We start from the raw sequence: 19,600 nt of genomic DNA, 5'->3' as shown, positions 1-19,600 counted from the left end.
ATGAACGAGCTAACTCATTCGTAACCTCACAATATAATCGGAGATAAGATTGTGAAACTAATCAAAACCGCTGTGGTTTCTTCTGCACTGGTGGCTGCGTCATTTGGTGCTGCTGCAAATACGACTATCAATGGTGCAGGTGCAACATTCCCACACCCCATCTACGCAAAATGGGCTGAGGAATACAGTGCTGAAACCGGCGTGCAGATTAACTATCAAGCGATCGGTTCAGGTGGTGGTATCCGTCAGATCACGGCTAAAACCGTCGACTTCGGTGCAACGGATGCGCCTTTGACAATTGATCAGCTGAATGATGAAGCAATGCTTCAGTTTCCTATGGTAATGGGCGCAATTGTGCCTGTTATCAACGTACCGGGTGTTGACGCGGGTGAGTTTAAGCTTACTGGTGAAGTACTGGCTGATATCTACATGGGTAAGATTAAGCAGTGGAATGATGAGCGCATTGCTGACTTGAATGACGGTATCGACCTGCCAAGCCAAGCAATTTATGTTGTTCACCGCTCTGACGGCTCTGGTACCACGTTCAACTTTACGGATTACTTGTCTCTAGTAAGTAAAGAATGGGCAGAGAAAATCGGCGCAAACTCTGATATCACTTGGCCGCGTGAAGCAACGACGATCGGTGGTAATGGTAATGCAGGTGTTGCCAATTTCGTTGGTCGTACCCGTGGTGCAATTGGCTATGTTGAGTACGCATTTGCTAAGCAGAACAATATGGCTTACACCCAGATGGCAAGCGCTGATGGTAAATTCCTCCTGCCAACCATGGATACATTCCAAGCTGCAGCCGCTAACGCTGACTGGGCAAACGCGCCTGGTTTCCGTCTGCTTCTGAACAACCAGCCCGGGGCTGAATCTTGGCCGATGACGGCAGCAACGTTCATCCTGATGCACAAAGATCAGGTCGATGCTGAAAAAGCACAGGCTATTGTTGATTTCTTCCAGTGGAGTTACGAAAACGGTGGCGAAATGGCAGAGGGGTTGGATTACATCCCAATGCCTGAGTCTGTCGTGGAAATGGTAAACAGTGCATGGTCGCAAGGCTTTACGTCTAACGGCGCATCTTTCATCAAATAATTGTCTTCCACTTATTTTTTCGCTGTCCATTTCGGTGGGCAGCGGCTGTATTTATTATGTTAATGACTATCGCGAAGCCAAAACTGGATGGAGATTCACTCTTCAGTCGAATAAGCCTGTTCAGTGCGGCAATTATATTTTTCACCTTGGTAGGTATCGTTCTTTCCTTGATTGACGGTGGCTGGAAGGCGTTTTCTGAATTTGGACCGGGCTTTGTTTTTCGCAATGTTTGGGATCCGGTAAACAGTGAGTTTGGGGCCGCCTCCGCGGTTTACGGCACCTTGGTCACATCACTTATTGCCGTTGTTATCGCTATTCCTGTTGCTATTGGTACAGCCATTTTCCTCGCTGAGCTCGCACCACGCTGGATTGCAATACCCGTCAGTAAGGCTATCGAGCTGCTGGCTGCGGTACCGAGCATTATTTACGGTATGTGGGGCTTATTTGTTTTTGCACCGTGGTTCTCTGAAGGTTTCCAGATGTGGGCTGCCATGTACCTCGTTGGTTTGCCGCTGATTGGACCGTGGTTTGATGGGCCGCCGATAGGTATCGGCTTGCTTACTGCCGGTATTATCCTGTCGTTTATGATCTTACCGATTGTGACCGCACTGACGCGTGATGCACTGCAGTCAATCCCGAATGTACTGCGTGAAGCGGCTTATGGCGTAGGTGCCACCCCGTATGAGGTTATCACCCGTGTCCTACTGCCAAAAATTAAAAGTGCCGTGGTGAGTGCCGGTATTCTCGGCTTGGGCCGTGCACTGGGTGAAACCATGGCCGTTGCCTTTGTTATCGGTGGTGCCAACCGAATCGAAACGTCTTTGTTCATGCCAGCAAGTTCGATTTCATCGACTATTGCCCAGCAGTTCAACGAGGCCACTAACCCGATGCATATTTCATCCTTGATTGGTCTGGGGTTGGTGTTGTTCGCCATTACGCTGGTGGTCATGGGAGCTGCACGTTACCTAATGAGGGCGTCGAAATGAGAAAGCTAAAAAACCTATTGTTTAAGCTATTCTGTATTGCCTCTTCCATGCTGGGGATCGTTGTTCTGGCCAGTATTTTGTACACCTTGGTGTCAAAAGGCATTTCAGGTATGAACTTGGCGGTATTTACCGAATTGACGCCGGGGCCGGGTAGCCAAGGTGGCCTGAAAAACGCCATTTACGGTAGCTTGGTATTGACCTCTCTGGGTATTTTGATTGCAGCACCATTGGGCGTGCTGGCAGGCACCTGGCTGTCAGAAGCAGAGCCGGGCAATAAGCTGGCTGAAACCCTGCGATTCTTAAATGGTATGCTGGTGAGTGCCCCATCTATCCTTGTCGGTTTGTTTGTCTATGGCCTGCTAGTGGTTCCAATGGGATCGTATTCTGGCTGGGCGGGGGCTATTGCCTTGGCGATTTTGGCATTGCCTGTGATTGTCTCTTCAACCGAAGAAATGCTACGTCTGGTTCCGCCAACACTCATAGAAGCGGGTAGCGGCTTGGGTGTGCCGAAGTGGCGTGTGATCACCCAGTTGGGTTACCGTGCTGCGGGGCCGGGTATTGTGACTGCAATCCTATTGTCGGTTGCCCGTATCTCAGGTGAAACAGCCCCGCTGTTGTTTACTGCCCTGAACAGTAATTTCATGACGACAGATCTTGGCAAGCCAATGGCGAACCTACCTGTCACCATTTATCAGTATGCGATGAGCCCTTTTGCCTCATGGCAGGATCTAGCATGGGCTGGCGCCTTGCTCATCACCGGTTTCATTTTACTGGTCAACATTACCGCGACCGCATTACCAAAATTGATTAAAGCGAGAAAATCATGACAGCAACAGCGATTAACACCATGACAGCACCTGTAGATTACAAGGTTGCCAGTGCGGATGTAGCGCTGGGACACCGAATGGATGTGCGTGATCTTAGCTTCTTTTATAGCGCCACAAATGAGGCGGCCCTTAAAAACGTTAACCTGCCGATTTTCAAAAATCGGGTTACCGCACTGATCGGCCCGTCGGGGTGCGGTAAATCAACCCTTCTGCGTACCATGAACCGTATTTATGATCTTTACGGTTTACAGCGCGCGGAAGGCGAGATCTTGCTAGATGGTGAAGATATCCTAGGTAGTGTGGATCACAATGAGTTGCGTTCCAAAGTCGGCATGGTTTTCCAAAAGCCGACCCCATTTCCAATGTCCATTTATGACAACTTGAAGTTCGGCCTAAAGATGAAAGGCGGGCTGAGTAAAGAGGAAATGGATACCCGGATCGAGAAGGCATTGCGTCGTGCGCACTTGTGGGAAGAGGTAAAAGACAAGATGCACGCTGATGCCAGCGGTTTGTCAGGCGGTCAGCAACAACGTTTGTGTATTGCTCGTACTATCGCGTTGCAACCAGAAGTGATTTTGATGGATGAGCCAACTTCGGCACTGGATCCGATTGCGACTGCAGCGATTGAAGAGCTTATTACCGAACTTCGCGAGAAGTACACGATTGTGATTGTTACCCACAACATGCAGCAGGCGATGCGTATCTCCGACTATACCGGTTTCATGTACTTAGGTGAGCTGATGGAGTTCGGTAAGACAGACCAAATTTTCAAGGCGCCAAAAGAAGATCGTACCCGCCGTTATATCTCCGGCGATTTCGGTTAATACGCCCTAATATTAAGCCAGCTGTTACACGGTTTTTTACAGTACAAGCCCTAGTCGCGACTGTCTTATCAGTGACAAAGCGATTGGGGCTTTTTGTTTACCGAAATTAAATAGCCTGTTAAGTCTTAATCCACCAACAAGTTAGGGGCTTTTGGTTGTGGGGCGGTACTTTGTATTTAAATGCCTCGAAAAGACCACTTATTTCTCTTTTTTGCCCCGCTTTAACTCAAACTTAAATAGCTCGTCACTGTTTTGGGGCATACGGTGTTTTCCTGCACCAATATGTGCTCAGGGTATTATGCCGTTTTTAATTTTTATTATTTTCCATCTTCTTTTAGTGTTTATAAATCATGCTCTTAACGTGTGTTTGTTCTAGTTGCCTTTTCTGGCATTGATTTTGATTGGGTATAGATGAATCAAAACAAACGGAGATGTTAAATATGACCACGAAGTCCAAACTGAATCTAGCCACGCTTGGCCTGAGTTTATCGTTAATTTCTGCTGTTGCATCGGCCGAAGAGACGATCAAAGTAGGGGTTCTCCACTCACTGTCAGGCACTATGGCGATCAGTGAAACCACACTGAAAGATACAGTATTGATGCTGGTTGATGAGCAGAACAAAAAGGGAGGCTTACTAGGTAAGAAGCTGGAAGCCGTTGTTGTCGACCCGGCCTCTAACTGGCCGCTGTTTGCTGAAAAAGCCCGTGAACTAATCGAAAAAGAAAAAGTGGATGTGGTATTTGGTGGTTGGACGTCGGTTTCCCGAAAATCCATGCTGCCAGTATTTGAAGAGCTCAATAGTATTTTGTTCTATCCGGTGCAGTACGAAGGTGAAGAGTCATCGAAAAACGTCTTCTATACCGGTGCCGCGCCGAACCAACAGGCCATCCCTGCGGTTGAATACCTGATGGATGAGCTGGAGGTTGAACGCTGGGTATTGGCGGGAACCGATTATGTGTACCCTCGTACCACCAACAAGATCCTCGAGTCTTACTTGAAAGCCCAAGGTGTCGCCGATGAAGACATCATGATCAGCTACACGCCGTTTGGCCACTCTGATTGGCAGTCGATTGTGTCTGATATCAAGAAATTTGGTTCTGCCGGCAAGAAAACCGCGGTGGTCTCGACCATTAACGGTGACGCGAACGTTCCCTTTTATAAAGAGCTCGGCGCCCAAGGTGTCTCCTCTGAAGATATCCCTGTTGTCGCGTTCTCGGTGGGTGAAGAAGAACTCTCTGGCATGGATACCTCACCGCTTGTTGGTCACCTTGCGGCATGGAACTATTTCATGAGTGTCGATACCGATCAGAATGAAGAGTTCATTGATGGCTGGCAGTCGTTTATTAAAAGTGACAAGCGTGTGACTAACGATCCGATGGAAGCCCATTATATCGGTTTTAACATGTGGGTTCAGGCGGTGAATAATGCCGGTACCACCGATTCCGAAGCGGTACAAGATGCCCTTATTGGGATTGCAGTACCGAACCTCTCCGGTGGCTACTCTACCATGCTGCCAAACCACCACATCACCAAGCCGGTGTTGATTGGTGAAATCCAAGATGATGGCCAGTTTGATGTGGTATGGGAAACCACTGGGCTGGTGGCGGGAGATGCGTGGTCAAAGTATCTGCCTGAGTCTTCAAAGCTGTATTCAAGTTGGTCAAAGCCTTTCTCTTGCGGAGCCTTCAATACAGAAACTAAGAAGTGTTCCGGTGCTAATTAACGCACTGTTTTAGGGCGTTTTGCCTTTTATTGATGGCGCTTCAGGTTACGGCTGAAGCGCTATTTTCGGTGGGATTTACCCACATTTGAAGTGGTTAATTGTCAGTAAGGACACAAGAAATGACATCTTTAATGAAGTTCGTTAAAGCGCTCATTGTTCTCTTGTTGTGTACCCCCATGGCGTTTGCTTCGGTCAGTTCGAAGGATGAATTTGATCAGGTATTGATTGGGAAAAATAACAAAGATAAGGAAGTCGCCATTGAGTGGCTAGTTGATAACCAGCCTGCCGAAACGGCCAAGCCTATTCTTCGGGCATGGTTGGAAGGCAACCTGTTTTATTACAAGAACAAGAAGAGTGAAGACTTCCAGCAGCTCTATATTATTGCCGGTAGAAACGGTAAGCAGGCTGAGAGTATTTGGGAGTCGAAGCAATTGGTTGTTTCGCGTTCGCGGGACTTTGCCAAAGTGCGGGTCAATAATAAGTTGCGCAGCCTTATCCGGATCCAGCTGGCCTCGCTGGGACTGAACTCACCGGATCCGGCAATCCGTTTACAGGCAGTTGATGGGCTACTTGGCCAAACCGGTGAGGAGATCATCGAAAGAATCGGCGCGCAGTTGAAGGTTGAACCGGATACCAAGGTGCAGGAGAGGCTGCGATTAGCGCTGTCGGTCAGTATGGCGTTAGATAACAGCGCATCAACCCAAGCACGGACTGCAGCGGTAGACAGCTTGTCAGAATTCAAGCAAGCAATTGTGCTGCAAACCCTCAATAAATTGCATCCACAATCACTGGATCCCGAGCTTTCGGCGGCTGTCGACAAAGGCTTGGCTAAATATCACCAGAGTCAGCAGTTTTATTCCGGTGTTGAGACGGTCTTTTTCGGTCTCAGCCTCGGGTCGGTACTGGTACTTGCCGGAATAGGTTTGGCGATTACCTTCGGGGTGATGGGGGTCATTAATATGGCTCATGGTGAGCTAATTATGATTGGCGCATACACCACCTATGTGATGCAGCAGCTCTTCCCGCAACACGTCGGTGTTGCATTGCTGCTGTCTATTCCAATGGCATTCATCATTTCCGGGTTGGTGGGGATTGTGATTGAACGCAGTGTGATAAGGCATCTCTATGGCCGACCTCTTGAAACGTTATTGGCGACGTTCGGGATCAGTTTGATCCTCCAGCAAGCGGTACGATCTATCTTCTCTCCACTTAACCGCTCAGTCAGTACGCCCGATTGGATGGCGGGAGCTTGGGAGTTCAACCCAATGCTGTCACTGACATACAACCGGTTATACATCATCTTGTTCTGTGCGTTGGTGTTCATTTCGATGGTAATGATCTTGAAGCGGACGCCTTTGGGTCTGCAGGTGCGGGCTGTTTCTCAGAATAGGGCAATGGCAAGGGCAATGGGGATCCGCTCCGAGCGTGTCGATGCCTTAACGTTCGGATTGGGTTCCGGTGTGGCGGGTGTTGCAGGTGTTGCGTTGTCACAGCTGACGAATGTTGGGCCAAATATGGGCCAAGCGTACATCATCGATTCATTTATGGTGGTGGTGTTTGGTGGGGTCGGAAACCTGTGGGGCACCTTGGTTGCTGGTTTAGGACTTGGGTTGTTCAACAAGTTACTGGAACCTTGGGCGGGTGCGGTACTGGCGAAGATCTTAATGCTGGTCTTTATCATCCTGTTTATCCAGAAACGTCCTCGTGGGTTATTCCCACAACGTGGCCGCGCGGCTGAAAGCTAAGGAGCGCTTGATGCAGTCTAAATCAATTATTCTTTCGGCCTTGGGACAAGATCGGGGCGGCAAGATCGTCCTCGCATTGCTGATCTCTGCCGTCATTTTGGTCCCGATGGCAAATCTGTTATTGCCGGTCGGTCATCCGCTACATATTGAAACCTTCACGATTTCTCTGATGGGGAAATACCTCAGCTATGCCATGCTCGCACTCGCGGTCGATTTGGTATGGGGCTACCTCGGGATCCTGAGTTTGGGGCATGGGGCGTTTTTTGCTCTAGGTGGTTACGCCATGGGGATGTACCTGATGCGCCAGATTGGCGACCGGGGTGTGTACGGTAATCCCGTGTTGCCCGACTTCATGGTGTTTTTGAATTGGCAGGAGTTGCCATGGTTTTGGCAAGGGTTTGATCAGTTTTGGCTTGCCTGCCTGATGGTGGTGTTAGTGCCTGGTATCCTCGCCTATGTCTTTGGCTATTTGGCCTTTCGTTCGCGGGTTTCAGGGGTATACCTGTCGATTATGACTCAGGCTCTGACCTATGCCCTGCTACTGGCGTTCTTCCGAAATGAAATGGGATTTGGTGGAAATAACGGCTTAACCGATTTCAAGGACATTCTTGGTTATAGCTTGCAGCAGGATACGACCAAGGTTGCGCTGTTTGTGTGTACAGGACTGGCGCTGATCGTGAGCTACGTGGTGTGCCGAACCATTGTCAGTAGCCGGTTGGGGCGTGCAGCCTTGGCTATCCGTGATACCGAATCGCGGACACGTTTCATGGGGTATGACGTTGATGGCATCAAGCTGTGGATCTTTGTGCTGTCGGCCGTCATTGCTGGGATTGCCGGTGCGTTGTACGTACCGCAAGTTGGCATTATCAATCCGGGGGAGTTTGCTCCGCTCAATTCTATCGAAGTGGTGGTATGGGTCGCGCTTGGCGGCCGGGCGACGCTTTTCGGTGCCATTATCGGGGCCTTAATCATTAACTATGCCAAAAGCTGGTTTACGGTCGAATTCCCCGAAGTATGGCTGTTTGCTCTGGGGGGCTTATTTGTGCTTTCCACCATGTATTTCCCGAAAGGGGTTATCGGGTTTGTATCAGACATTGCGGCGCGTGTTAGCCAGAGGAAGCCCCAACAAGAGTGCGGCGCTAGTGAGGTGGTGTCATGACAGTATTGGAGACAGCAAAGAAGTTAGGCACATTTGCTCAGGAGATGACCAAACGGGAAGAGACATTTTCATTTCTTGTTCCCGATGAGCACCCTTTGATCGATACCAGGCATAACATCCTGCTTTATGTCGAGGGCGTCAATAAGAGTTTTGACGGGTTTAAAGCCATCAACGATCTCAATCTGTATATCCGTGAGGGCGAACTGCGCTGCATTATCGGGCCAAATGGCGCCGGAAAAACCACCATGATGGACATCATTACCGGTAAGACCAAGCCGGACTCAGGTCAGGTCTGGCTTGGGTCGAACATAAACTTGTTAACAATGAATGAATCGCAGATAGCCAATGCTGGTGTCGGTAGGAAGTTCCAAAAGCCGACAGTGATTGAATGCCTGACGGTTTGGCAGAATCTGGAATTGGCGATGTCGGGTGTCCGCACCGTGTGGGCGACGTTCAGGGCCAAGCTGACTGCTGAGCAGAAGGACAAGCTCGAGTCTGTTTTGGCATTAATCAACCTGGTGGATAACGCTGCGTTATTGGCAGGCAACTTGTCCCATGGCCAAAAGCAATGGCTGGAAATTGGCATGCTGTTGATGCAGAACCCAAAGTTGCTGCTGGTGGATGAACCGGTAGCGGGGATGACCCACCAAGAGATGGATAAAACGTCGGAATTGTTGAATTCGTTGGCAGGTAAGCATTCCGTGGTTGTCGTCGAGCATGATATGGATTTTGTTCGCTCGATTGCCAGTGACGTGACGGTTCTCCATCAAGGCCATGTGTTGGCAGAAGGCACCATGGATCAAGTACAAAACCACCCTGAAGTGAAGCGGGTTTACCTGGGAGAATAGCATGTTAGAGATCAAGTCACTCAATCAATACTACGGTGAAAGCCATACATTGTGGGATTTGGATATGCAGATCCCCGAAGGTAAATGCACCGTGCTGATGGGGCGTAATGGCGTGGGTAAAACCACGCTGTTGCAGTGCATTATGGGTCTGGTAGGCCCCAAAAGTGGTGATATTACGTTTAATGGGCGTTCAATCATTGCGGAATCAGCAGAATCACGGCCACGGTGGGGGATAGGGTATGTACCGCAAGGTCGGCAGATTTTTCCGATGCTGACGGTACAGGAGAATTTGGAAATTGGTTTGCCTATTCGTGCCCGGGGCGATCGCAAGGTGCCTGATTTTATTTTCGATTTGTTTCCAGTTCTCAAGGAAATGCTTCATCGCCGTGGCGGTGACTTGTCCGGTGGCCAGCAACAGCAGTTGGCGATAGGCCGGGCGTTGGTGGTTAATCCAAAGCTGTTGATTTTGGACGAACCGACAGAAGGAATCCAACCCAATATCGTGCAAGAAATTGGCGATATCATCAGGATGCTCAACGAAAAAATGGGCCTTACCGTGTTGCTGGTTGAGCAGAAATTGCCTTTTGCCCGCCGGGTAGGCGATCAATTCTGCATTCTCGACAGAGGACGCCATGTTGCAAGTGGAGAGATGGCAGAGCTTGATGATGCCTTGGTCAAGGAGTACCTCACTGTATGACGGATTATGTTTCACTTGGTGTGACCAACCCGACCGCAAGTCAAATAGACCAGCACACCCACCATGGGTGGCTGGCTGAGTTGAGCTTATCCTACCGTGACAGAGGCGATAAAACCGTACTGAAGTACCGGGAGCAAAAAGGCCCGCTAACAGTGCAACAAGCGCTCTACCCCGAGGGGGAGGTTTGCCACAGCTACCTGCTTCACCCTCCTGGTGGCGTGGCGGGTGGCGATACGCTCGATATTAGCGTCGATGTCGGCGCGGGTGCCAAGGTGTTGGTGACGACCCCGGGGGCAACAAAGTTTTATCGCTCTGAAAATCGTTTTGCTAAGCAGCTCCAGCAGTTGTCAGTCGCGGCGGGAGGTCGGCTGGAATGGCTGCCACAGGAGAATATCTTTTTCCCTGAGGCCCACGCTCAGCTCAATACCGTTATCCGCCTCGAGAAAGGCGCACAATTTGTGGGCTGGGAGCTGCACTGTTTTGGCCGCCCTGCACTAAAAGAGTGCTTTGATAGCGGTAAATTGATTGGAAAAACAGAGGTTTATATCGATGGTCGTCGAGTGCTGACTGAAGGTTTGCACATGTCTGGTGGTGATAAGGTGCTGATTAATATAGGTATGCAGGGATTCCCCATGATGGGGACCCTCTACATCTCCGAAATGGGGCAAGATTTCTATCAGTTGGTACAGGCCTTGCTACTAGATATTCAAAGAGAAATAACTATACAGAGCGAAATGGATATACAGAGTGGATCAGGTAGCAAAAAGCTAATAGTGGCAGCAACGCAGGTCGAGGGTCTCATTGTTGTCAGGGCGCTGGGGCATTGGAGTGAAGACATTCTGCATTGCTTTACCCAGATATGGCAGCAGGCTCGCAGTCAGGCGACAGGTGTTGTTCCTCATCCCCCACGTATTTGGGCCACTTAGTTATTTTGCAATAACGGGAGAGTGACATGGAGTTGACACCAAGAGAGAAGGATAAGTTGCTGATTTTTTGTGCCGGGATGTTAGCCCAGCAACGCAAGGAGAGGGGGATCAAGCTCAACTACCCCGAGTCAATTGCCTTTATCAGCAGTGCCATTCTAGAAGGTGCAAGAGAAGGAAAAAGTGTCGCTGAGCTAATGGACTATGGTCGGACACTGCTCTCCGTCACTGATGTGATGGAAGGGGTTGCGGCAATGATCCCGGATGTTCAGGTAGAAGCCACATTTCCAGATGGCACCAAATTGGTGACTGTGCACGAGCCGATTGTTTAGCATTTCTGGTTTGCGCAGGTAAACGCAGATAAATAAGGAGAAAAAATGGCAGGGAGTAGTGCGTTTAACACCTCCGCTTTTGTCCCCGGTCAAATTGAGACCGCAAGTGGGGAGATCGAATTAAATGTTGGCAGGGCAACCCTTACCGTTGTAGTTGAAAACTTAGGTGATAGGCCGATTCAGATTGGCTCGCACTATCACTTCTTCGAAGTCAACGATGCCCTCAATTTTGATCGACAGGCTTGCAAGGGCTTTCGACTCAACATACCGGCAGGGACAGCAACCCGTTTCGAGCCGGGTCAGTCCCGGACTGTCGAGTTGGTTGATTTCTCCGGTAAACGGGAAGTTTACGGATTCCAAGGCAAAGTGATGGGCAAGATCTAGCGCGTTCATCGCCTTCTCTAATACATAAACAAGGAATAGTCATGGCAAACATTTCACGACAGGCTTATGCCGAAATGTTTGGCCCAACTGTGGGTGATCGTGTGCGTCTTGCCGATACCGAGTTGTGGCTGGAGGTTGAAAAAGATTTCACAGTCTATGGAGATGAAGTGAAATTTGGCGGCGGTAAGGTGATCCGCGATGGCATGGGCCAGAGCCAGCGTCCCAGTGCCGAAACGCCTGATTTGGTGATCACCAATGCCATTGTGCTTGATTACTGGGGCATCGTTAAGGCGGATGTGGCGGTGAAAAATGGGCGGATTAGTGGCATCGGAAAAGCCGGGAACCCCGATATCCAACCGGGTGTCGATATCATCATTGGCCCTGGCACCGAAGTCTTGGCGGGTGAAGGTGCGATCCTGACCGCGGGTGGTATCGATTCCCATATTCACTTTATTTGTCCGCAGCAGATTGAAGAAGCACTGGCATCTGGGGTGACTACTATGATTGGTGGTGGTACGGGCCCTGCAACGGGGACCAATGCGACCACCTGTACGCCAGGGCCTTGGAATATGGCGCAAATGCTACAAGCGCTCGATGGTTTTCCTATGAACTTCGGCTTGCTGGGTAAAGGCAATGCCAGCCAACCAGAAGCGTTGCGCGAGCAAGTAGCCGCTGGGGCGGTAGGACTAAAGCTCCATGAAGATTGGGGTACGACACCGGCGTCGATCGATACTTGCTTGTCGGTTGCTGATGAGATGGATGTTCAGGTCGCGATTCATACTGACACCCTTAATGAGTCCGGTTTTGTTGAGTCGACCTTGGCGGCGATTGGGGATCGGGTGATCCATACCTATCACACCGAAGGCGCTGGCGGTGGGCATGCGCCAGACATTATCCGTGCGGCTGGCGAATCGAATGTCTTGCCGTCATCGACCAACCCTACTCGCCCTTATACGGTTAACACCGTGGATGAGCATCTGGATATGTTGATGGTGTGCCATCACTTGTCTCCGGCCATAGCGGAAGATGTTGCTTTTGCTGAATCCCGGATCCGGAGGGAAACCATAGCCGCAGAGGATATCCTGCACGATCTGGGGGCGTTTTCGATGATTGCTTCGGACTCTCAGGCAATGGGGCGGGTGGGTGAGGTGATCACCCGCACGTGGCAGACGGCCCATAAAATGAAGGTTCAGCGTGGTAGCTTGGCGCAAGATTCCAGCTACAGTGATAACTTCCGCCTCAAGCGCTATGTCGCCAAGTACACCATTAACCCCGCAATCACCCATGGTATGGCGCATGAAGTTGGCTCTATTGAAGTGGGTAAGTTGGCCGATTTGGTGTTATGGAAGCCGGCCTTCTTTGGGGTAAAACCTAGCGTTGTGGTCAAAGGCGGCATGATAGCGATGGCCCCTATGGGCGATCCGAATGCGTCTATTCCTACCCCGCAGCCAGTCCATTATCGTGCGATGTTTGGCAGTTATGGTAAAGCGGCGATGAATACATCCATGTTGTTTCTCTCGTCGGCTGCAGGTGAAGCTGGCGTGGCCGAGCAACTTCAGCTTGGCAGCCAGATTGGCATCGCCAAAAACTGCCGGACGATTAGCAAGTCAGATATGAAGCTTAATGATTGGCAGCCCCGCATTGAAGTGGACTCCCAAACCTATCAGGTGCGTGCCGATGGCGAGCTTTTAGTGTGTGAACCTGCGGAGGTACTTCCGATGGCTCAGCGCTACTTTTTGTTTTAACGCGGTTCAAATAAAAGCTTTTTAAAAAAACAAGGGAATTGTGAATGATTGAGTTGGTTGAAGTGAGTGCAGAGGCAACATCGCAGCCCGATGCGTATTTGAGTCTACCAATTGATAGCCGGATCAAGAGTCGGTTGAAGGTGGTATTGGATGATGGCCGCGATGCGGGCCTGTTTCTGCCTAGGGGCCACATACTTCGCGGCGGCGAACAGTTGAAGAGCCGCTGTGGTGAGGTGGTGGTGGAGATCAAAGCTGCCACCGAGCAGGTGTCGACCGTTTATTGCAACGATCGCCATTTACTGATGCGTGTGGCCTATCACTTGGGTAACCGTCATGTACCGCTTCAGGTTGAAGCTGGCTGGGTGCGGTATCAACATGACCATGTTCTGGATGAAATGGTCGTAGGGCTGGGTGCTCAGGTCACCGTTGAAAAGGCTCCTATTGAACCGGAAGGCGGTGCTTATGGTGGCCGTTCAGGTGGGCATCATCACCACTAAAAGAGATTTAACGTTTTTAGCAAAAGGATATGACAATGAAGACATCCCGTATTATCTCATCGCTGGCACTGCTTAGCCTTACATTTTCGGTTTCGGTACAGGCACACCCCGGGCATGACCATTCCTCATTTTTTAGCGGGCTTGTGCACCCGATTACCGGCGTTGACCACCTCATTATGTTACTTGCTTTTGGCGCCCTTACTTTCTTTGCCGCCAAGCAAACGGCAACACGGTTGGGCTTATTGGCTGCAGCGCTAGTTGCTATGGTGACCGGAATGATGGCAGGGCTAAATTTGGGTGCGATAAGCGGTATTGAGGGCGCGATTGCAGCATCGTTACTGGTTGTTAGTGCTGCACTTTGGCAGGTATTTACTGCCAGCAAAAATGTCACCCGAATGGCGGTAGCGCTCTGTGTAGCCCTTATCTTTTGTCATGGCTATGCCCACGGGGTCGAGGCGTCTGGAAATGTATCGATGTTTGCGGTTGCGATGGCAATATCGGCGTCTGGATTGATGCTGCTGGGACACCGATTAGCCGCATTTGCTTCAAGCCGTTGGGTATCTGCTGGGGTTGCTTCTGCCAGCCTCGTTTATTTGCTGGTGGCTTGATATGGCGGCAGAGGAGCTGAAGATACAGAAAGTCGAACGAGGTGATAGCTCCATTGCCACTTACCGTTTGTTTCAGCTAATTAGCCCCTCACTGCCAATTGGTGGGTTTACCTATTCGCAAGGACTGGAATGGGCCGTTGAGGCTGGATGGGTGAAAGATAGGGCGGCTATGGTTCTATGGCTTGAGAACATACTGCGTTATAGCGTAGCCACACTTGAGCTTCCTCTCATCGATCGGTTTTACCAAGCAATTGAAACACGGGATCGCCAAAGCATCGAGGCATTAAGTAACCTGCTGTGTTCAAGCCGTGAAACCAAGGAGTTGCGGGCCGAGGAAGTCCAGCGGGGAAAAGCGCTGAATGTGTTGCTGAAGCAGTTGGACGTTCCAGTGGATGAGTACCTCGGTAGCAACGCGGATCCCAACCAGTTGGTGGGACTCTGTGTCGCCGGCTATCTGTGGGGGATCAGCCCCGAAGCCATGAAACAGGGGTATCTCTGGAGCTGGGCAGAAAATTTAGTGATGGCGGGAGTGAAGCTGGTACCGCTGGGACAGACAGATGGTCAGCGTGCCTTGATGGAATTGACCGAAATGTTTCCCGAGATGGTTTCAATCTCGACGCAGCTCGATGAGGTCATGATTGGCAGTTTCACACCTGTTGTGTCGTTAGCCAGTAGCCTGCACGAAACACAATATACCCGTTTGTTCCGTTCATAAGCCGCAGAGCTTAAAGAGTTAAAGTAATAAGGATTGTTATGGAAACATATAAGCAGCCACTTCGCGTTGGGATTGGTGGCCCGGTAGGATCAGGGAAAACCGCATTACTTGAGGTGTTGTGTAAAGCGATACGCGATAAATTGAATATCGCTGTCGTAACCAATGATATCTATACCCAGGAAGATGCCAAGATCTTGACCAGGGCTGAGGCTCTTGAGCCAGACCGGATTATCGGGGTTGAAACCGGTGGGTGCCCCCATACTGCAATTCGTGAAGATGCCTCTATGAATCTGGCAGCGGTAGAAGAGCTAGCCAAGCTACACCGTAACCTTGATGTGGTGTTTGTCGAAAGCGGTGGCGATAACCTCAGTGCTACCTTTAGCCCTGAGCTTGCGGATCTCACCATCTATGTGATTGATGTCGCCGAGGGTGAAAAGATCCCCCGCAAAGGAGGGCCTGGTATTACCCGCTCAGATCTATTGGTCATTAACAAGATTGACCTTGCACCTTATGTCGGCGCATCACTTGAGGTGATGGAGCAAGACACCAAACGGATGCGTCCTAATCGCCCTTATGTCTTTACCAACCTAAAAGAGGCCCAAGGGCTAGAGACAATCATCGACTTTATCATTACCGAAGGGATGCTGACGCCGAAAGCGGAGTAAGTTAATTCGCTACTGGGTATACAAGTGCTAGAGTTCTGACAAAAAGCGCCCTGATGGGCGCTTTTTAATGGTATTTAGGGTTGGATTTAAGGGTTTTCGTTACGGCTGACGACAATACCTTCATCGTTGAAGCCGACGAGATCAGGAAGACCATTGCCAGTGATGTCGCCAAGTAGGCGGTAGTGAGTATTACTTGACCAGCCTGCTTCATAGCCGAAGTTGTTCCACTGCTCGGCAATCTCTTGGATACGACCAGTAAGCGTATAGACAGCTGTTACACCACCCAAGAACTCGAATCGCTCACCATTAGAGTGTGCAACCAGAAGGTCACGGTTGCCAATGTTCGCAAGGTCGGCGCGTCCGTTACCAGTCATATCGACAGCCATCTTAAGGTGGCGGTCATTCTGCCAACCGAGGAAATCAAGTACGTCACCCTCACCGTGGTCGTTATCAAGCCAACTTACTTGAGGGGCGAATGTGCCATCTTCTTGCTGTAGAGCGGCGTAAATACCGCTTCGGCCATAGACAACCACATCTGGTCGCCCATTGCCGTTAACGTCAGCGAGAAGGCGGTTAGTTAAGTTTAATTCGTTGCGGAAAATGCGGCCAGAGTCGTCATCTTCGATAATGGAATCCAGACCAAAGTTATCACTGACCTTAACGATTGGCGCGAACTCTTCGCCGTCAGAAAAGGCAACGTATAGCCCGTCATCACCGAATGCAGCGAGGTCCGTTAGACCGTTGTTGTTGAGATCAACAGCGACAAAATTATGGATGGAGGCGTTCCAATCGTTATCGGTTGAGAAGTCTTCGCCCCAAAGCTGCATTTCTTCGAAATACTTGCCGTTAGACTTGGAGACATACACGCCATCTGTAGTTACGGCGATCAGGTCGGCCATACCGTTGCCGTCAACGTCGCCAACCAAGCGAGTCATTTCATTGTCCCAGCCTTGCGCATGTTTTGGCAAGAAGTTAGAAGCCCACACTGTTTTCTTACCGAAGCGCTTGTTCTTCGACTCAGCGACATATACTTCGCTGCCTTTGAAGGCGACAATATCAGTCGTGCCACTGCCATTTACGTCAGCTAGATATACTTGACTGTTGGCTGGAGTCCATTCGGCTGCTCGGAACGAGTCGCCCCACATTTCGTCAGGTGAGAAAGCGCTTGAGGTGTAGCTGTTGTCATGGTCAAAGGTGTCATCACCAAAGAAGGTGTTAAAGTCACGGATTGCCGAACCGTCACTACCGTCAATGTTGCCGCGGTATATGTGGTAGTGGCTTGAAACGAGGTGCATCGAGCGGATTCGCACGCCATCTTCGCGCATGGCATCAACGATTTTGATGGCTTCCTCGGCGTTCTGGTAGGTGGTAGTCGAGTTCTCTTCTAAGATGATTTGATCTTCAGGAACGTCGTATTTCTCCATCAATATTTGCTGAATGGCGGCGGCTTCTGTTAGTCCGCCTTGCTCGACACAAGTCTGAACCGATGTTGGATTACCTTTACCCGTAGCCATAAAAACTGGGTTAGGTAGAGATTGCGCAACCTCGTAAACACGGTCAACACGATATTCCATTAACTGACGGGGGGTACAAGATTCATAATTAACTTGTAGGCCAAGGTTGATCACCAGGTCGATTGGGCGGTTTTGCTCATTTGCCGGTATATCAGATGCCACTGCATGAGCGGTGGTACCAATCAGGAGCGCACCCAGGATAGACTTTGCAATTACACTCTTTTTCACGTTAGAAACCTTTTTTAAAATATGTGGGAGGCTGTTAACCGCCTCTTATTCAGCGTTGGTTGGCTTGGCGTGAATATATCATTCTAGAGGATGTCTTTTGCACTCAGGTAGTGGGCCTTGATCGCATTATTCTCACTGCGAATAAAGTAATTTCCGAATAGGTGATCCTGCTTCAAATGGCTGGGGATGATGGCAGGAAGAAGAACAAAGCCTTAGTCTTAATGCGACTTAGAGAACGTTTGGTGGTGGTTGTCACAAATTAGTGCTCTGTTGTGTAAGGCCGCGATTAACTACTAAGTAGAGCGTTTCTATTTAAATAGCACCGATGTTGGTAATTGTTTTTGTACGAATATAACCAGCCCAAGTAAAGTCTATACTGTGATATCACCTCTTCGCGATACCCAAGTAAACTCTTCTTTTGTGGGAACCCATCAGGGCGCCCATTTCTACGTTATTTTTTGCTTGCACTATATCTATACGGAGCAATGTATTACCTCCTTGTAACTCGCGAGGCAATACAAAGTAAATGCACATATGTGCTTATCGGGCATAATCTGAAGAGTATTGAACTGTAATTATTTGTGGTCTAACTATTTGTCCGGGTGTTGGACACCGTTTCGAACTCTCATTCAGTAAGTCAGATTTACACTTAAATCATAAAATAATTATACATTTTTTCATGTGTCTATATTGCTTGTTAGCGTAATGATGCTTACTTGCTGTTAAATCATGTGTTTATGAGTGGTTTTTCTGATGAGGGTATGACGGTGTTTTATCTGTCCACAGGCCTGTTACTGCGTCTTTACATCATCAGTCCTCTTGAGATTGGCCTGTTATTTGTTTAGAGTGCGAAGCGTTTTCCGTTGAAGGACAAGAAGGGCAACAAATAATGGATCCCATTCTAGAAGTTAAGGGACTGTACAAAGTATTTGGGGATGAACCTGAGCGAGCATTCCCATTAATCGATAATGGTATCGATAAGAGCTGTATATTCGAACAAACCGGGTTAACGGTAGGTGTCAATGATGTTTCACTCTCGATTAATGAAGGCGAAATATTCGTTATCATGGGGCTTTCCGGCTCTGGGAAGTCCACTTTAGTCCGACTGCTTAATAGACTGATTGAACCAACGAAGGGTGATGTGTATTTCAAGGGGAAAGACATAGCTCATATCTCTGAAGATGAACTTCGAGAGGTTCGCCGCAACAATATATCAATGGTTTTTCAGAATTTTGCACTGATGCCTCACATGACGGTGCTGGAAAATGCGGCATTTGGATTAGAGTTGGCTGGTGTAAATTTACACGACCGCAATGTCAGTGCATTAGCTGCTTTAGAACGAGTTGGGCTTAATGCGAATGCAGAGTCCTATCCGGATGAGCTTTCTGGAGGGATGAAGCAGCGTGTAGGCTTAGCAAGAGCACTGGCTTGTGATCCCGATATTTTGCTGATGGATGAAGCCTTTTCAGCTCTAGACCCGCTTATTCGAACTGAAATGCAAGACGAGCTTATTCGCCTACAGAACGACGACAAGCGTACCATTGTATTTATTTCACATGACTTGGATGAAGCGATGAGAATAGGTGATCGCATAGCTATCATGCAAAATGGTGATGTCGTACAGGTCGGTACGCCAGACGATATTCTTCATAACCCTGTAAATGATTATGTCGAAGCTTTTTTCCGTGGAGTGAATGTCTCTAGTGTACTAAGTACCAAAGATATTGCTCGCAAAAAATACGCTGCTGTATTTAAAAAGTCGGAACATGATGGGCCGGGGTCTGCAATGCAGAGCCTCATGGATCATGACCGTGATTACGGCATTGTTATCGATAAATCGTCTCGTTACTCTGGCATTGTTTCTTTAGAGTCTCTCCGGCTTGCCCATAAAGAAAATCGCACTTTGGCCAGCGCACAAATAAAAGATGAGATCACACTAAAACCGGATCAGCCTATCAAAGATATTCTGGGGCAGGTTGCAGGAGTACCTTACGCTGTTCCCGTTGTGGACGATCAGGGTACTTACTTTGGTGTAGTGACTAAGTCACGCCTTTTACAAACCTTGGATAAGGATTAGTCTG

19 protein-coding genes are annotated in these 19,600 nt (G+C 49.3%); 18 read left to right on the top strand and 1 reads right to left on the bottom strand.

Annotated features, from left to right (window positions below; all coding sequences use genetic code 11):
- The first annotated feature begins 51 nt into the window (after positions 1-51).
- From pstS to ureG, 17 genes are all read left to right on the top strand, one after another.
- Complete coding sequence (gene pstS, locus L4D79_RS07285) at positions 52-1,098, top strand: phosphate ABC transporter substrate-binding protein PstS (protein ID WP_428649347.1); 1,047 nt, start codon at positions 52-54, stop codon at positions 1,096-1,098.
- A 56-nt stretch (positions 1,099-1,154) separates the two neighbouring features.
- Positions 1,155-2,084, top strand: a complete 930-nt coding sequence (gene pstC / locus L4D79_RS07280; RefSeq protein ID WP_428649345.1) for a phosphate ABC transporter permease subunit PstC — start codon at positions 1,155-1,157, stop codon at positions 2,082-2,084.
- Entirely contained in the window at positions 2,081-2,911 is an 831-nt protein-coding gene (gene pstA / locus L4D79_RS07275) for a phosphate ABC transporter permease PstA (RefSeq protein WP_428649343.1), read from the top strand. Before pstC ends, pstA begins: the two co-directional genes overlap by 4 nt.
- Positions 2,912-2,931: 20 nt before the next feature.
- The gene (gene pstB / locus L4D79_RS07270; protein WP_428651736.1) at positions 2,932-3,735 is read left to right on the top strand and encodes a phosphate ABC transporter ATP-binding protein PstB; all 804 of its coding nucleotides are present in this window, start codon (positions 2,932-2,934) and stop codon (positions 3,733-3,735) included.
- Positions 3,736-4,175: 440 nt separating this feature from the next.
- Complete coding sequence (urtA, locus tag L4D79_RS07265; protein WP_428649340.1) at positions 4,176-5,459, top strand: urea ABC transporter substrate-binding protein; 1,284 nt, start codon at positions 4,176-4,178, stop codon at positions 5,457-5,459.
- 119 nt (positions 5,460-5,578) lie between these two features.
- Positions 5,579-7,204 carry an urea ABC transporter permease subunit UrtB gene (gene urtB / locus L4D79_RS07260; protein ID WP_428649337.1) on the top strand — a complete coding sequence of 542 codons (1,626 nt, stop codon included), beginning with the start codon at positions 5,579-5,581 and terminating at the stop codon, positions 7,202-7,204.
- Positions 7,205-7,214: 10 nt separating this feature from the next.
- A complete protein-coding gene (urtC, locus tag L4D79_RS07255; RefSeq protein WP_428649335.1) occupies positions 7,215-8,363 on the top strand; it encodes an urea ABC transporter permease subunit UrtC in 1,149 nt (382 codons plus the stop codon).
- Positions 8,360-9,211, top strand: a complete 852-nt coding sequence (urtD, locus tag L4D79_RS07250; RefSeq protein WP_428649332.1) for an urea ABC transporter ATP-binding protein UrtD — start codon at positions 8,360-8,362, stop codon at positions 9,209-9,211. Before urtC ends, urtD begins: the two co-directional genes overlap by 4 nt.
- A 1-nt stretch (position 9,212) precedes the next feature.
- On the top strand, positions 9,213-9,908 hold the full coding sequence (urtE, locus tag L4D79_RS07245) for an urea ABC transporter ATP-binding subunit UrtE (protein WP_428649330.1): 696 nt from the start codon (positions 9,213-9,215) through the stop codon (positions 9,906-9,908).
- Complete coding sequence (locus L4D79_RS07240; protein WP_428649328.1) at positions 9,905-10,834, top strand: urease accessory protein UreD; 930 nt, start codon at positions 9,905-9,907, stop codon at positions 10,832-10,834. Before urtE ends, L4D79_RS07240 begins: the two co-directional genes overlap by 4 nt.
- A gap of 26 nt (positions 10,835-10,860) precedes the next feature.
- Positions 10,861-11,163 (top strand): urease subunit gamma, encoded by a 303-nt coding sequence (gene ureA / locus L4D79_RS07235; protein ID WP_428649325.1) that lies wholly within the window; start codon positions 10,861-10,863, stop codon positions 11,161-11,163.
- Between the two features lie 45 nt (positions 11,164-11,208).
- The gene (locus L4D79_RS07230; protein WP_428649322.1) at positions 11,209-11,547 is read left to right on the top strand and encodes an urease subunit beta; all 339 of its coding nucleotides are present in this window, start codon (positions 11,209-11,211) and stop codon (positions 11,545-11,547) included.
- 41 nt (positions 11,548-11,588) lie between these two features.
- Positions 11,589-13,292 (top strand): urease subunit alpha, encoded by a 1,704-nt coding sequence (gene ureC / locus L4D79_RS07225; RefSeq protein ID WP_428649319.1) that lies wholly within the window; start codon positions 11,589-11,591, stop codon positions 13,290-13,292.
- A gap of 44 nt (positions 13,293-13,336) precedes the next feature.
- Entirely contained in the window at positions 13,337-13,789 is a 453-nt protein-coding gene (ureE, locus tag L4D79_RS07220; RefSeq protein WP_428649316.1) for an urease accessory protein UreE, read from the top strand.
- 35 nt (positions 13,790-13,824) lie between these two features.
- Positions 13,825-14,397, top strand: coding sequence for a HupE/UreJ family protein (locus L4D79_RS07215; protein WP_428649314.1), 573 nt, complete (start codon positions 13,825-13,827; stop codon positions 14,395-14,397).
- A gap of 1 nt (position 14,398) precedes the next feature.
- A complete protein-coding gene (locus L4D79_RS07210; RefSeq protein ID WP_428649311.1) occupies positions 14,399-15,112 on the top strand; it encodes an urease accessory protein UreF in 714 nt (237 codons plus the stop codon).
- Positions 15,113-15,150: 38 nt separating this feature from the next.
- Entirely contained in the window at positions 15,151-15,777 is a 627-nt protein-coding gene (gene ureG, locus L4D79_RS07205) for an urease accessory protein UreG (RefSeq protein WP_428649307.1), read from the top strand.
- Positions 15,778-15,863: 86 nt separating this feature from the next.
- On the opposite strand, the gene L4D79_RS07200 is transcribed toward ureG, so the two are convergent.
- Positions 15,864-17,519: an ElyC/SanA/YdcF family protein gene (locus tag L4D79_RS07200; RefSeq protein ID WP_428649304.1), complete on the bottom strand. Its 1,656-nt coding sequence runs from the start codon at positions 17,517-17,519 to the stop codon at positions 15,864-15,866.
- Between the two features lie 889 nt (positions 17,520-18,408).
- On the opposite strand from L4D79_RS07200, the gene proV reads away from it, so the two are divergent.
- A complete protein-coding gene (proV, locus tag L4D79_RS07195) occupies positions 18,409-19,596 on the top strand; it encodes a glycine betaine/L-proline ABC transporter ATP-binding protein ProV (protein WP_428649302.1) in 1,188 nt (395 codons plus the stop codon).
- The last annotated feature ends 4 nt before the right edge of the window (positions 19,597-19,600 follow it).

This window comes from Photobacterium satsumensis (assembly GCF_050336935.1).
Classification (GTDB): domain Bacteria; phylum Pseudomonadota; class Gammaproteobacteria; order Enterobacterales; family Vibrionaceae; genus Photobacterium; species Photobacterium satsumensis.
The sequence above is the reverse complement of the archived record's forward strand: the minus strand, read 5'-3'. Positions and strand labels throughout refer to the sequence as shown.